This is a genomic window from Algoriphagus sp. PAP.12, from assembly GCF_026652115.1.
Lineage (GTDB): Bacteria > Bacteroidota > Bacteroidia > Cytophagales > Cyclobacteriaceae > Algoriphagus.
Map to the genome: position 1 here is coordinate 44,898 of NZ_JAPPSQ010000015.1, position 13,495 is coordinate 58,392.

General features: G+C 39.7%; 12 protein-coding genes. 7 read left to right on the plus strand and 5 right to left on the minus strand.

Annotated elements, in window-relative coordinates; genetic code table 11:
• The first annotated feature begins 10 nt into the window (after positions 1-10).
• The 3 genes from O0V13_RS16380 (at position 11) to O0V13_RS16390 (ending at position 3,947) form a co-directional block, all read left to right on the plus strand.
• Entirely contained in the window at positions 11-1,954 is a 1,944-nt protein-coding gene (locus O0V13_RS16380; RefSeq protein WP_268036053.1) for a putative porin, read from the plus strand.
• Positions 1,955-1,956: 2 nt separating this feature from the next.
• Positions 1,957-2,568: a tRNA-(ms[2]io[6]A)-hydroxylase gene (locus O0V13_RS16385; protein WP_268036054.1), complete on the plus strand. Its 612-nt coding sequence runs from the start codon at positions 1,957-1,959 to the stop codon at positions 2,566-2,568.
• Between the two features lie 134 nt (positions 2,569-2,702).
• A complete protein-coding gene (locus O0V13_RS16390) occupies positions 2,703-3,947 on the plus strand; it encodes an ABC transporter permease (RefSeq protein ID WP_268036055.1) in 1,245 nt (414 codons plus the stop codon).
• 11 nt (positions 3,948-3,958) lie between these two features.
• On the opposite strand, the gene O0V13_RS16395 is transcribed toward O0V13_RS16390, so the two are convergent.
• Entirely contained in the window at positions 3,959-4,795 is an 837-nt protein-coding gene (locus O0V13_RS16395; RefSeq protein WP_268036056.1) for a glycerophosphodiester phosphodiesterase, read from the minus strand.
• A 112-nt stretch (positions 4,796-4,907) separates the two neighbouring features.
• On the opposite strand from O0V13_RS16395, the gene O0V13_RS16400 reads away from it, so the two are divergent.
• Together O0V13_RS16400 and O0V13_RS16405 are read left to right on the plus strand one after the other, a co-directional pair.
• Entirely contained in the window at positions 4,908-6,599 is a 1,692-nt protein-coding gene (locus tag O0V13_RS16400; protein WP_268036057.1) for a GMC oxidoreductase, read from the plus strand.
• A gap of 107 nt (positions 6,600-6,706) precedes the next feature.
• Entirely contained in the window at positions 6,707-8,002 is a 1,296-nt protein-coding gene (locus O0V13_RS16405; RefSeq protein WP_268036058.1) for a prolyl oligopeptidase family serine peptidase, read from the plus strand.
• Between the two features lie 32 nt (positions 8,003-8,034).
• On the opposite strand, the gene O0V13_RS16410 is transcribed toward O0V13_RS16405, so the two are convergent.
• The 3 genes from O0V13_RS16410 to O0V13_RS16420 are packed head-to-tail and all read right to left on the minus strand — an operon-like array spanning position 8,035 to position 8,778.
• On the minus strand, positions 8,035-8,241 hold the full coding sequence (locus tag O0V13_RS16410; RefSeq protein WP_268036059.1) for a helix-turn-helix domain-containing protein: 207 nt from the start codon (positions 8,239-8,241) through the stop codon (positions 8,035-8,037).
• Positions 8,242-8,244: 3 nt separating this feature from the next.
• Entirely contained in the window at positions 8,245-8,538 is a 294-nt protein-coding gene (locus tag O0V13_RS16415) for a DUF2975 domain-containing protein (protein ID WP_268036060.1), read from the minus strand.
• 33 nt (positions 8,539-8,571) lie between these two features.
• A complete protein-coding gene (locus tag O0V13_RS16420; RefSeq protein WP_268036061.1) occupies positions 8,572-8,778 on the minus strand; it encodes a hypothetical protein in 207 nt (68 codons plus the stop codon).
• A gap of 166 nt (positions 8,779-8,944) precedes the next feature.
• Here O0V13_RS16420 and O0V13_RS16425 point away from each other — a divergent pair, with 166 nt between their 5' ends.
• Together O0V13_RS16425 and O0V13_RS16430 are read left to right on the plus strand one after the other, a co-directional pair.
• A complete protein-coding gene (locus O0V13_RS16425; protein ID WP_268036062.1) occupies positions 8,945-10,000 on the plus strand; it encodes a PA0069 family radical SAM protein in 1,056 nt (351 codons plus the stop codon).
• Between the two features lie 88 nt (positions 10,001-10,088).
• On the plus strand, positions 10,089-11,645 hold the full coding sequence (locus O0V13_RS16430; protein WP_268036063.1) for a M61 family metallopeptidase: 1,557 nt from the start codon (positions 10,089-10,091) through the stop codon (positions 11,643-11,645).
• Positions 11,646-11,687: 42 nt separating this feature from the next.
• On the opposite strand, the gene O0V13_RS16435 is transcribed toward O0V13_RS16430, so the two are convergent.
• Positions 11,688-13,400, minus strand: coding sequence for an amidohydrolase (locus O0V13_RS16435; protein WP_268036064.1), 1,713 nt, complete (start codon positions 13,398-13,400; stop codon positions 11,688-11,690).
• Positions 13,401-13,495 lie beyond the last annotated feature (95 nt).

Sequence of the window (13,495 nt, forward strand, 5' to 3'; positions counted from 1 at the left end):
GACAAATCCTGTGAATAAAGCTCTATTTGGAATATGTTTCCTGGTCTTGATGGGAATTGCTGAATTCGCTGTGGCTCAGCGTACCACGACCAATACCCGTGGGGGAAATGGGCCCAAAACCGTAAGGGAAGTCGATCCGGAAGAAGGTGAAGAAGGAGAGCAAAATCTTAGAAAATCTTTGTTGGATGATAGTACCAAAATGGTCTTTGGACCTAAAACCGCCCTCTATTATTTCGAAAAAGATATCAAGAGAAATAGTCTCGTTTTATATCCTCAGGATACTTCCTTGACTAATTTTCATAATTATGATCCAGTAGCTAAAAGTGGTTGGAAATATCAGGATTTGGGAAATATTGGTAGTGCTGCTACACCAGTTTTTTATCAAGTTCCAAAAATAATCGGGACTACTTCAGGCTTTAGTGCTTACGATATTTATTTCAGAGACCCTTCTGACAATAAGTATTTTGATACCAAATCTCCATTCACAGAAATGTCTGCTTTTTTTGGAGGGGGAAACCGAAATATGTTGGACATCAAGTTTGCCAGAAATATCAATTCCAGATGGAATGTAGGCTTCGATTTCCACACTATAAAGTCGAGAAAAACATTGAATCCGACAGCCAGGGATGATAACATGGTTAATCAGACGAGCTATTCTCTCCATTCTAATTATCGATCTGAAAATGGGAGATATTGGATTTTGGGAACATTCTCCAGAATGCGCCATGTTGTAAATGAGATCGGTGGGATCATTCCTCCTGAGGAAGACAGTACTTCGGTTTACTTTACCTATGAAGATGCCAAGGTTTGGCTTCGCTACACACAAGCGCGGGATTTAAGGCAAGACTATCACATATACCATGAGTATAAGGTGCGAGATGGGCTGCAGATTTATCATATTTTTGATAAAAGAAAGCAGGAAGTTGTTGTGGATGCAGATTTGACGACTAGCGACTCATCCTATTACCCTTCGACTCGGCTTCATCACCAAGACACCACAAGAAATTTCAACAATTTCTCTGAATGGCGAAATGAGTTTGGTTTCAAAGGAACCTTTGGAGGGTTTTATTACAATGCATTTACTCGCTTGAGAAACGGAAGAATGAGGAGTACATTTTTTGAGTCCAACAATGCCTTCAATGAGGTTTATCTAGGTGGTGAACTGATCGGAAAACTTTCTGAAAAATGGAGTTTGAGCGCTGATGGAGAATATTTGATTCCTGGAGCATTTCGAATTCATGGAAAATTCCAATCTCCTTGGCTCGATGGAGAATATACCAAAGCCGTCTATAAACCCACTTCCATGCAGCAGCTATATGCTGGGAATCAATACGAATGGTCCAATAACTTTGGCAATATTGGAGTCGATCAGATCAAAGCAACTTTGAAATTAGATCTGAATAGAATTCATCTTAGGCCATCTCTTACCATTAATCGAGTAAATAATTACGTTTATTTTGATGAGAATAGGATGCCAGCTCAAGCCAGTGGAGAAGCATATATGTTAATGCCTGGGTTGAAAGCATCCATACCTGTAGGAAGGAAGTTCCAATGGGATACTGAAGTGGTTTTGACCAATATTTCAGGAGAGGCTTCGGATGTATTTCGTATTCCAAGAGTCTATGGAAATACACGATTCTATTTTGATAGCCCAGCTTTCAATGACAATGTTTTTATCCAAATGGGAGTGGATGTTCGGTATAAATCGAGCTATTACGCCAATGCCTATTATGCAGGGACTCAACAGTTCTATTTACAAGACAGATTTGATGTTTATGCTTATCCTGTAGCTGATTTCTTCTTGGATTTCCGAATCAATAGAACTCGGGTATTGTTGAAGTACAATCACTTGAATGCAGGGTTTATGGAGCAGGAAGGTTACTTCGTGACTCCTGATTATACGGGTATCAAATCATTTCTGGATTTAGGAATTACCTGGTATTTATTTGATTGATTATGAGTTGGGAAGAGAGTACGAGACAGAAAATGCTTCATCTGAAATTACCGACTGATCCTAGATGGGTTGGGATTGCAGAAATGCAAATAGAAGACATTTTGACTGATCATGCTTATTGTGAGCAGAAGGCCGCTTCTTCTTGTATTTCTTTGATTGTTCGATTCAATGATTTAGACGAGTTGGTGGATACCTTGACTCCAATTGTAGCTGAGGAATGGGGGCATTTTGAGCGGGTGATGGATCAAATCCGAAAGCGTGATATGAAATTCGGAATGGCAAGAAAAGATGAGTATGTGACCCAACTTAACGCTTTTGTGAGAAAAGGCGGGAGTCGTATGTCACAGCTTACTGAGCATTTGCTTTTGAATGCACTAATCGAAGCGAGAAGTTGTGAGCGTTTTAAGCTTTTGTCTCAGAATATTCAGGATGATGAGCTTCAAAAATTTTACTATGAGCTGATGATTTCAGAAGCTGGTCATTATGTGACTTTCATTGAAATGGCTAGAAAATATCAAGATCCAGAAATCGTCAATAAGCGTTGGCAAGAATGGTTGGATTTTGAGGCGGAGGTACTAAAGAAAATGGAAATCCGAGGAGATCGGATGCATTAAAGTTTTTTTTGAACTTAAACTTCTGGTGGTATTTGAAATTTTTATTAATCCTATAGCCATATCCTTCGTATTTGTTTATTATTAAGGTTGAGAGAAAGGAATTTTTAAAAAACCTGTTCTAATACGGACATTCCATGAATTTGATCGAAAATGTAAGAGAGGCTTTAAAGTCTGTTCAAGTAAATATTCTGAGAACCATTTTGACTGGAGCTATCATTGCTGTGGGGATTTCCTCTTTGGTAGGGATGCTGACTGCTATTGATGGGATCAAAAGTCAGATTGCAGAAAGTTTTTCAGGGCTCGGTGCCAATTCATTTGATATCCGAAATAAAGGATTTAGTGGTGGTAGGGCAATCCAAGATGGTAAGGAAGAGAAAACCTATCCAAAACTAACATTCCGTGAAGTTCAGGATTTTAAGCAGGCTTATACTGCGCTGGGTATTTCTACAGTTTATGCCAGTGTCACAGGGGCAGCCGAGATCAAAAGAGGTTCTGAAACTACCAACCCGAATACAAGAATCAGAGGCGGTGATGAAAATTATATGAACATTAAAGCCATGAAACTGGCAAGTGGAAGGAATTTTTCCAACCTCGAAGTTCGATATGGAAATAATGTCTGCATTATAGGAAAAGAGATCAAGGAGACGCTTTTCGAAGCCAATGAAGATCCTATCAATCAGAAAATTAGTTTCCTTGGTAGACCTTACACTATTGTTGGGGTATTGGAAGAGCAAGGTGGAGTGGGGCAGGATCAAGGTGCCGATAGACAGATTTTAATTCCAATCGAAAACGCTGCAAGATTAGATAAAAGAGGTGTGTTTAATTATAGTGTTACTGCAATTGCTTCCGGTCCAGAAAGGATAGATTATGAAATGGGCCAAGCGATCGGTATGATGCGTAAAATCCGTCAGGATAGAGTTGCCCAAGAAGATTCTTTTGATTTGACTAAAAGCAGATCTGTAGCTGAAAGCTTGGAAGAAGTAGCCGGATATTTGAGAATTGGTGGGTTTGGAATCGGTTTTATCACCCTTTTGGGAGCGTCGATTGGCTTGATGAATATCATGCTCGTATCCGTTACAGAGAGAACCCGTGAGATAGGTATCAGAAAAGCCTTGGGAGCAACCCCACTTAGAATTCGTCAGCAGTTTTTGATCGAGGCAATTATGATCTGTGTCTTGGGAGGAATATTCGGAGTGATCCTCGGGATGGCTATCGGGAATATCATTGCCAATGCGATTGGGCCTGGTGGTTTCTTGGTACCTTGGCTATGGATGTTCGTTGCCTTTATGATTTGTGTGGTGGTAGGACTTCTTTCAGGTGTAGTTCCTGCCTACAAAGCTAGCAAAATGGATCCAATTGAATCCTTGAGATATGAATAAGAGATTTTAAATTAATAGATGGGTATTGCGGGAGTGATACCCATTTTTTTTGCCTCTTCCATAAATTCCTCCAGTTCATTTACCAAAATAAAATCGATCCCTTGATCCCATAGAGATTCCAATTCCTCAGAGGTTTTGGCGTAAAAGTAATTGATGATAATTCCTTTTTCTTTGAGCATCTGAATTGCCTTTTGAGGAATTTTCCCTTCTGAAGGAATCCGAAATTGAAGTCCATTTGCTCCCAAAGAAACAGTCGATTCTGCATAGGAAATTGGTTCGTTTCTGTATGAACTTTCGACATTGGAGATAAGAATTTTTGGGTTAAAATCTCTGGCAGCTTCGATCGCGTCTTCTTCAGCAGTCAAAAGAACCTGGTGTTCTCTATTTTGCTTCAAAATCTCTTTGGCTACAGCAATTCCCAATTCAGCTCCACCTTTCAAATGACAATTGATCCAAATATTTTTGGGCATCAATTGAAGAGTTTCTTCTAATGTTGGGACTTTGGTTCCTGTAAATTTTGTATCAAACCAAGCTCCTGCATCCAATGCTCGGATTTGAGCAAACTTCAGTTCTTCCACTTTTCCGCTTCCATCGGTGGTTCTGTCAACGGTACCGTCATGCATGATGACCAAGGCACTGTCTTTGGTAAATTGGACATCAAATTCGATCATTTGGACACCTTTATCTATGGAATATTCGAAGGCGGGAATCGTATTTTCAGGTCGATTATCCATTGCACCTCGATGTGCACATAGGCCTTTTTCAGGCATTTGAATTCTTTCTTGCGAAAAGCCGGAAAAGAAGATACCGATTATAAAAAACGAGGACAATAGGAATAACTTTTTCATAAAAATCTATCAAATTCAGACTAAACTTAAGTTTATAAAATGACATTTGAGAAAGATGTAGATGAAGATTTCTTAATCCATCTTTTTGAAAATAGAAAATCCAATTTTTGAAATGGAATCAAATCAATATGATGCGATTGTTGTCGGTTCGGGAATTTCCGGTGGATGGGCAGCAAAGGAACTATGTGAGAAAGGCTTAAAAACTTTGGTCTTGGAAAGAGGAAGGGATGTGCAGCATCTCAAAGATTATCCAACCATGACTTCTGCTCCTTGGGAGATGCCTCATCATAATCAGATTCCAAGAGCTGATAAATTGGAGAATCCAGTTGTCAATCGATGTTATGCCTACAAAGAGGATACAGAACATTTTTTTGTAAAAGATTCGGAGCATCCCTATGTTCAGGAAAAGCCCTTTGATTGGGTTCGTGGCTATCAAGTTGGTGGGAAATCGTTGATTTGGGCAAGACAAACTCAGCGATGGAGCAAGTATGATTTTGAGGGACCCGGTAGAGATGGCTTCGCTGTAGATTGGCCAATTCGATATGAGGATGTAGCTCCTTGGTATAGCCATGTGGAGAGATTTGTTGGTATTTCAGGAAGTTACGAAGGATTAGATACTTTGCCCGATGGAGAGTTTCTCAAAGCTTGGGAGATGAACTGTGTAGAAAAGGAAGTGAAAGACAGAATCAATGCTCATTACAAGGATAGAAAATTTATCATTGGCCGATGTGCTCATTTGACCTCACCCAAAGAAGAGCATTTAGCACAGGGAAGAGGTCAATGTATGGCTAGAAATCAATGCTACAGAGGGTGTCCTTTTGGTGGATATTTCAGCTCCAATTCTGCGACTTTGCCTTGGGCTGCAAAAACGGGAAACTTGACTGTGAGACCTGATTCGGTGGTTCATTCGGTGATTTGGGATGAGGAGAAAGGAAAAGCCACGGGGGTTCGCGTGATTGATAGAATTACCAAAGAAGAGCGGGAATATTTTGCTAAAGTTATTTTCCTCAATGCTGCGGCTTTGAATACTAATTTGATTCTTTTGAACAGTACCTCTAAGCGATTTCCAAACGGTCTTGGGAACGACTTTGGGATTTTGGGGAAATACATTGCTTTCCATAATTACAGAGGTACAATCTCTGCCAATTTTGAAGGATTTGAGGATAAATACTATTTCGGCAGAAGGCCTACAGCTATCATGATGCCTAATTTCCGAAATGTAAAAAAGCAGGAAATGGACTTTTTGAGGGGGTATATGACTTTCTATTCAGCAGGAAGAGCAGGTTTTGGACATGCTCAAACGGAAGGCTTTGGAGCTGAATTCAAAGAAGCGAATACCAAACCGGGACCTTGGGGGGTGTATATGATGATTCAGGCTGAAACCATCCCAAAGGAAAGTAATCAAGTTAGTTTGAGTTCGGATCAAAGAGATCCATGGGGAATTCCTCAGCTTAAAATCAATGTTAGTTATGATGATAATGATGAAAAGATTCTGAAAGACTTCTTTGAACAAGGGCAAGAGATGCTGAAAGTTGGGGGATGTGAAAATATTAGAACTTCAGACAGTAAACAGGCTCCCGGATTGGATATCCATGAAATGGGAGGGGTAAGAATGGGTAGAGATCCAAAAACATCTCTTTTGAATGGATTTAATCAAATGCATTTGGCCCCCAATGTCTTTGTTACTGACGGAGCATGCATGACTTCTACTGGAACCCAAAACCCTTCGATTACTTACATGGCATTGACCGCAAGAGCAGTGGACCATGCTGTGAAGGAATTGAAAAAAGGGAATATTAAGTGAAATAAGATAAATCGAATTCAAATCCCACTTATCAAATAGTAGCTGTTTTGTTCTTAGGTTTTGTTTAAATAGATTGAAAATCACTTATCTATAAACCTAACATAACCATGAAAAAAATCACTCTTTTTTTGGCCTTGTTGCTGGCATTCCAGTTTACCTGGGCTGAAGTTATTAATGAAGATTTTGACCCAAATCGAGAATATAAGCTGGTGGTCGAAGGCTTTGATTGGGGACCTGCTGTTAGCAAGGTAATCTTGAGAAATGAGCAGGAAATTAAAGATTTTTCACCGACTGACTTTAAAGTTTTTGCAACCAGAAGTACCGATGAAGGAGAAATTCCTGCCAGCCAAACCAATGGAGAAAGAAATGTAGTCTTTGCCTATACTTCCGATGCTGATGGAAATCGAGTAGAAGCGGGAATGTTTATCACCTTGGTTCTAGAGGTCAGTCCGATTTTACCAATTGGATCCCCTTTTCAATACATGAGATCTGGAGGTAGAGGAGGAAACTTTTGGGTGAATTATTCTCTAACTATTGTCCATAAAAAGAACAATCAGGTTTGGGATCAGAAAATAGGAAAGAAAATGCCATTGGTTGATGATTATGATCTCAATGGGAAGTTTTCAAATGGAAGCATAACCATGTCCTATGCTGCTTTTACCCCAAAATCCATTCAGGCTAAAGTTCCATTGATCATCTGGCTACATGGAGGTGGTGAAGGAGGAACAGACCCTACGATCCCTCTTTTGGGAAATAGAGCGGCAAATTATGCTTCACCTGAGATTCAGGCCTTGTTTGGAGAGAGTGGTGCCTATGTCCTGGCTCCTCAAGCTCCAACCTTCTGGATGCAAGCTGCCGACGGAATGACTCGAGGGAATGCGGAAGATATTTACCACGAGGCTTTATTCGCCTTATTTGAAGATTTTGTAGCTAAGAATCCACAGATAGATACAAACAGAATTTATGTCGGCGGCTGCTCAAATGGAGGCTATATGTCTCTGAAACTGATTTTGGAGCACCCTGATTATTTCGCAGCTGGCTATATTTCTGCCTTGGCCTACAGCAATGAGTTTGTTTCTGATGAACAAGTCAAATCTATCAAGAACGTTCCGATTTGGTTTGTACATTCTGAGGATGACGGTACTACAAAGCCTGATGAAACGGTAGTTCCATTATACCATAGATTAAAGGATGCAGGAGCAAAAAGTGTCCATTTTTCCTACTATAAACATGTGACAGATATTACCGGGTTTTATGGGGGAGAGGATTATTACTATCCCGGGCATTGGTCTTGGATTTATTCCCATGCCAATAAGGCAAGGCTGGATTTTGATGGGAAACAAGTTTACTCAGAAGATAGGCCAGTAACTATCATGGAATGGCTTTCAGAGCAGGAGAAATAAATTGAAAAGAGGAGTTAAAAGCTCCTCTTTTTTTATTCATCTCTGAATTCCAAAATGTCTCCAGGTTGGCAATCCAAGGCTTTGCAAATTGATTCTAAAGTACTGAATCTAACAGCTTTGGCTTTTCCGGTTTTTAAAATTGAAAGATTGGAAAGTGTGACTTCTACTTTTTCGGATAGTTCATTGAGAGACATTTTTCTTTTGGCCATCATGACATCCAAATTGACAATAATAGGCATGGCTCAAATGGTTAATTCGCTTTCAGCTTGAATTTCAATTCCTCTTTTGAAGACCTGAGAAATAACAAATAAGATGGCAGCCATAAAAAGAAACTCTGCTCTTCCGCTTATAAACTCCTGAAGGTTAGCGAGGTCAACTTCAAATTTGGAAATCCATCGACTATATATGTATGCCCCATAGGAGAGTAGACCTGTTGACAAGGCTAATTGGCTCATTTTGTAAATATGAGAATATACTTCCTCTGTAAATGGTTGTACCAATTTTAGCTTATTGAAAATGTGAATAACCTGGTACATGATGCTTGCTTTAAGCATCCAGATCACTATCACCTAGGATAGCATAAAATGATAATAAAGTGGGTTGAATTCCATCAAGGAAGAAAGGTCCAAACTTAATCCTAAGTCAGCCGACGCTTGAGGGTTTACAAAAATACTGACCAAATAAGAAATGATGATTGTTCCTGTTTTGATACTGATTCCAATGTAAATAATCCAGGAAAAGACCTTGAGGAGAGGTAGTGTTTTTTCAGCGTTCATTTTCGAATGTTTTTTTCAAAAAAAAGTAAAAATTTATTGAAAAACAATAAATAAACATTGAATTACATTTTTCCTAAAGTTTGAGTTGACAGTTTTTGTCGTTGCTGGTTCATTTTTGCAAAAACTTCCTTAAACTATATGTGAAGCATTTGACAATATTATTGACATGGAAGAGGGTTATTTCAAAGGAAGGGGATCTCAGGTCCAGACTGGAAACAGGTTTTTGGAAAGGCGAGTGGTTTCTGAACATATAGAAGGTTTGGATGAAGAGTTGATATCTATACCAAAAACAGAGGTGTTTTTTGAGCATCCCAAGACAATCGTCAATCCTGTCAAAAGCCCTGATATCCCTTTGGCCTTTTCTCTAAATCCCTACCAGGGTTGTGAGCATGGTTGCAGTTATTGCTATGCAAGGAATACCCATGAATTTTATGGGTTTACCGCAGGTTTGGATTTTGAAACCAAACTAATGGCAAAGCCTGATGCTCCTGGGCTTTTGGAAAAGTTTCTTTTGAATCCGAGATGGAAAGTGGCGCCGATTTCATTGTCTGGAAATACCGATTGTTATCAACCACTGGAACGGGAAATGGGTATAACACGTAGACTTTTGGAGGTCTTTGTCAAATATAGACATCCTGTTGGGTTGATTACCAAAAACAGTCTGATACTCCGTGATTTGGATCTTTTGCAGGATCTGGCAAAAGATGGTCTGGTCCAGGTTTTTATATCCATAACGACCCTAAATGAAGATCTGAGGAGAAGAATGGAACCCAGAACTGCCAGCGCGATCAAAAGGATGCGAACCATTGAAGAACTATCGAAAGCAAATATTCCTGTGGGGGTGATGAATGCTCCAATTATTCCCGGATTGAATCACCATGAGATTCCTTCTATTTTGAAAATGGCATCCGAAAATGGAGCCTTGGGAGCAGGAATGACCGCTGTCCGGCTGAATGGGAAAGTTGGGGAGGTTTTTTCAGATTGGTTGAAAAAGAATTTTCCAGATCGGCATCAAAAAGTAATGAATCAGGTAGCCGAAATGCATGGTGGATCAATCAATGATAGTCAGTTTGGAAGAAGGATGAGGGGAGATGGTCCCGTTGCGACCATGATCCAACAATTGTTTCGGCAAGCTCGAAAAAAGTATTTTGCAGATAAATCCTTTCCTGCTTTTAATGAAAAAGCATTTAGAAGGGGAGGGAATTTGAATTTGGGCTTTTGATTCTCCTTGAATCCGCAATTTGCCTTTTAAAAAACAGCAATGGTTCCAAAGTTTTGGTAGGTTTAGTTTTGTGTTTGAATCTCTACCTATGAACTACCAGAATAAATTTCAATTACAAGGTCTATTTGCCTTCCTTTTTCTGTTTTTAACCTCAATTAGTCTTTATGCCCAGACTGAGTTGAGCTATACGATTTCATTTCCTGATCCGAGTTCGGGAGCCTATCAGGTTGAAATGGAAATTGGTGGACTTTCGGAAAGCGACCTGACTTTGCAAATGCCTCGCTGGATGCCAGGATACTATCAACTCATGGACTACGGCAAGAATATAAGAAATCTCAAAGCCTTATCATTAGAAGGAGATGAATTGCTTGTCGTTCAAAAAGACTTTTCAACTTGGGGGATTTCTGGAATTGGATCAAAATCTGTGATAGTTACCTACCAAATTCAAACAACCAGAAAGTTCGTGGCAACGAGTTTTGTCGATCAAGAACATGCCTACATCGTTCCAACTAATTCTTGGTTGTATCCAAATGGTAGATTGGATCTGTCTCCAAAAGTGAAAGTGAATTTGCCAAATGCCTGGGAAGATGTTGCAACTGGATTGAAGGTAGAAGGGGACTTGACCTTTTCTGCAGTTGATATGGATGTTTTGTTTGATAGTCCCTTGTTGATTGGGAATTTGGAAGAGCTACCAAGCTTTGAAGTAGCAGGAGTGAAGCATCGGTTTTTAGCTCATCAGATAGGGGAGTTTGACAAGCAGGATTTTATCAATCGACTTAAAAATTCTTTGGAGGAATCAGTTGAATTGATGGGGGATATCCCTTTTGATGAATATACTTTTATCTCAATTGGACCGGGAAGAGGAGGGATCGAGCATTTGAATAATACGACATTCAGTTTAGATGGAAACCAACTTCAAACTGAAGGTGCTGTCAATGGGGCCATTGCTTTTTTGACTCATGAGTATTATCACCATTACAATGCAAAGCGAATCAGACCTGTAGAATTAGGTCCATTTGATTATCAAAAAGCAAACAGAACCACTCAATTGTGGGTGAGTGAGGGGTTGACAGTTTATTACGAGTACATTTTGATGAGACGCTCTGGAGTCATCAACGACGAGCAGTTTCTATCTTATTTCGCAGATTTGATCACTCGCTATGAAAATGATGAGGGGAAGAATTTTCAATCTTTAGAAGAATCAAGCTACAGAACCTGGGATGAAGGACCTTTTGGTCAGCAGGGGACAACTCAGGATACAACAATCACCTATTATGAAAAAGGTCCAGTAGTAGGTCTTTTGATTGATTTTGCAATCAGAAATGCTTCTAATAACCAACAATCCTTGGATGATGTGATGCGCTTCATGTACAATCATTATTACAAGGATTTGGGAAGAGGGTTTACAGATGCTGAGATCCGCGAAGCCTGTGAAACTGCAGCTGGGATGCCTCTGGGAGAGCTTTTTGACTATTTACAAACTACAAAGCCGCTGGATTATCAGAAATACCTTCTAATGGCAGGTTTGGAACTAGAAAAATCCATAGGGGATGGGAAAGATAGATTCACCATTGTTCGGAGCTCAGATACTAATGAGAAGCAATCAAAAATTTATAAAGAATGGACAGAAGGAAATGTACATTGACATTTCCTTCTGTCTAATGAATTTGAAAAGTGATAGTTTGTTCTATTCTCTTTTGAAAATGCTATGTCCTTCTTTGATGGTTTCCATCACTTGAATTTCCTTAATTGTTAATGGATCTACTTTTAATGGATTTTTGTCCAAAATCACTAAATCTGCCAATTTTCCAGGACTTAAAGTTCCTTTCTTATCCTCTTCGAAATGCTGCCAAGCACTCCAGGAGGTGATACATTGTAAGGCTTCATAGGGAGATAATCTTTCATTTTCTCCCATCACCGTTCCACTACGGCTGAGTCTATTTACCGTGGTCCAAAGGATCATCATTAAATTTGGTAATGCAACTGGTGCATCCGTGTGACTAGTGACATGAATTCCCTTGTTTAAAGCTGATTTAATCGGACTGATTTTTTGAGCTGCTTCCGCTCCGATGATTTCCTTGTACCAATCTCCCCAATAAAAAGTATGCATTGGGAAGAGAGAGGCTACCATGTCATATTTGGCAAGGCTGTCAAGTTGATCTTGTCGAATGAGTTGTCCATGGATCAAAACAGTTCTTCTATTCTCATTTCCGAATTTTTGGGAGGAATTCCCAACGGCTTTGATCAATTGATCTGCAGCAGCATCTCCATTGGTATGGGCCAGAAGTTGCCAGTTATTCTTATAAGCCAAATCAACGATTCGTTGAACCTCTGAATCCTCTGGAATAGCGGGGTAACCGCTGTATCCTTCTTTTTGCCCATCTGGAGGAAGTAGGTATGGAGTAGTTCGCCAAGCTGTTCTTCCCTGTGGTGAACCATCAAGCGTAAGCTTCAACCCGCCAATTCTATAATGGTTATTGTAGTCCTTGCTGTTCCATTTAGATTCCATGTATTGAGGGAATGCATAATCGATATAGCTTACGACATCAAGCTTGAGATTCCCTCGATCGGCATAACTTGCCAATAATTCATGATTGCTCATAGCTCTTCCTTCTTGGGCTGTGGTGTATCCATAACTTGCTGCCATTTCTTGGCCCTTATCCAAATAAAAGTCAGCAATATCCGAGGAGGATGGAGTTAAGACTTTAAGCATACTTGGTATTGCTGCCAATTCCTCAAGAACTCCATTGGGCGACTCTCCATCTGCTTCTCTTCTGATGACTCCACCTTCCGGATTGGGAGTAGATGCATTGATTTCAAGAATTTCTAAGCCTTTTGTATTGACTACTGCAAAATGACCTGAAATATGAGAAACCATCACAGGAAGAGTATCATTGACCAAATCCAAATCATGTCTTGTAGGGAATCGGTTTTCTTTCAATGCAGCATCATCAAAGCCTAATCCAAATATCCATCCATTTGTTTTATCGATTCCAGATTTGGAATACCAGTTTTTTAGGGTTTCGATCAGAGAAGGAATATCATTGACATTTCCATCAGGACTTGCTAATAAATTGGCAGTAATGGCCTGAGCTCCGAAATTGTAAAAATGGGCATGTCCGTCAATAAATCCAGGAACTAGTGTTTTCCCTCCCAAATTTACCATTTGATGTCCTTGGCCAGCTTCTTTCATAGCCTCAGCACTAGATCCAACAAAAAGGATTTTTCCATCTTTTTCAACCAAAGCTTCTACATATTCCGGAGAATCTCCCTCCATAGTAATGATGTCTCCTCCGAAATAAACTGTAGCAGGACTCTCTGCTTCCAAATTCTCAGTAGGAGAACTGCATGCTATTAAAATCCCAAGTATAATTGGACTTAAATAAGTTGAATGTCTCATGATCTTGTTTTGAAAAGAGGGGTGAAAAATAAAAGACTTTACATACCAATTTACCAAAAATAAAAGAAGGTGGACTTGGTACTAAGCAAAAAGGC

Excerpts from the sequence above, each read along its gene's own strand:
- O0V13_RS16425 (WP_268036062.1), top strand. The coding sequence starts at position 8,945 with ATGGAAGAGGGTTATTTCAAAGGAAGGGGATCTCAGGTCCAGACTGGA.
- O0V13_RS16430 (WP_268036063.1), top strand. The coding sequence starts at position 10,089 with ATGAACTACCAGAATAAATTTCAATTACAAGGTCTATTTGCCTTCCTT.
- O0V13_RS16390 (WP_268036055.1), top strand. The coding sequence starts at position 2,703 with ATGAATTTGATCGAAAATGTAAGAGAGGCTTTAAAGTCTGTTCAAGTA.
- O0V13_RS16415 (WP_268036060.1), bottom strand. The coding sequence starts at position 8,538 with ATGTACCAGGTTATTCACATTTTCAATAAGCTAAAATTGGTACAACCA.
- O0V13_RS16435 (WP_268036064.1), bottom strand. The coding sequence starts at position 13,400 with ATGAGACATTCAACTTATTTAAGTCCAATTATACTTGGGATTTTAATA.
- O0V13_RS16405 (WP_268036058.1), top strand. The coding sequence starts at position 6,707 with ATGAAAAAAATCACTCTTTTTTTGGCCTTGTTGCTGGCATTCCAGTTT.
- O0V13_RS16395 (WP_268036056.1), bottom strand. The coding sequence starts at position 4,795 with ATGAAAAAGTTATTCCTATTGTCCTCGTTTTTTATAATCGGTATCTTC.
- O0V13_RS16385 (WP_268036054.1), top strand. The coding sequence starts at position 1,957 with ATGAGTTGGGAAGAGAGTACGAGACAGAAAATGCTTCATCTGAAATTA.
- O0V13_RS16410 (WP_268036059.1), bottom strand. The coding sequence starts at position 8,241 with ATGCCTATTATTGTCAATTTGGATGTCATGATGGCCAAAAGAAAAATG.
- O0V13_RS16420 (WP_268036061.1), bottom strand. The coding sequence starts at position 8,778 with ATGAACGCTGAAAAAACACTACCTCTCCTCAAGGTCTTTTCCTGGATT.
- O0V13_RS16400 (WP_268036057.1), top strand. The coding sequence starts at position 4,908 with ATGGAATCAAATCAATATGATGCGATTGTTGTCGGTTCGGGAATTTCC.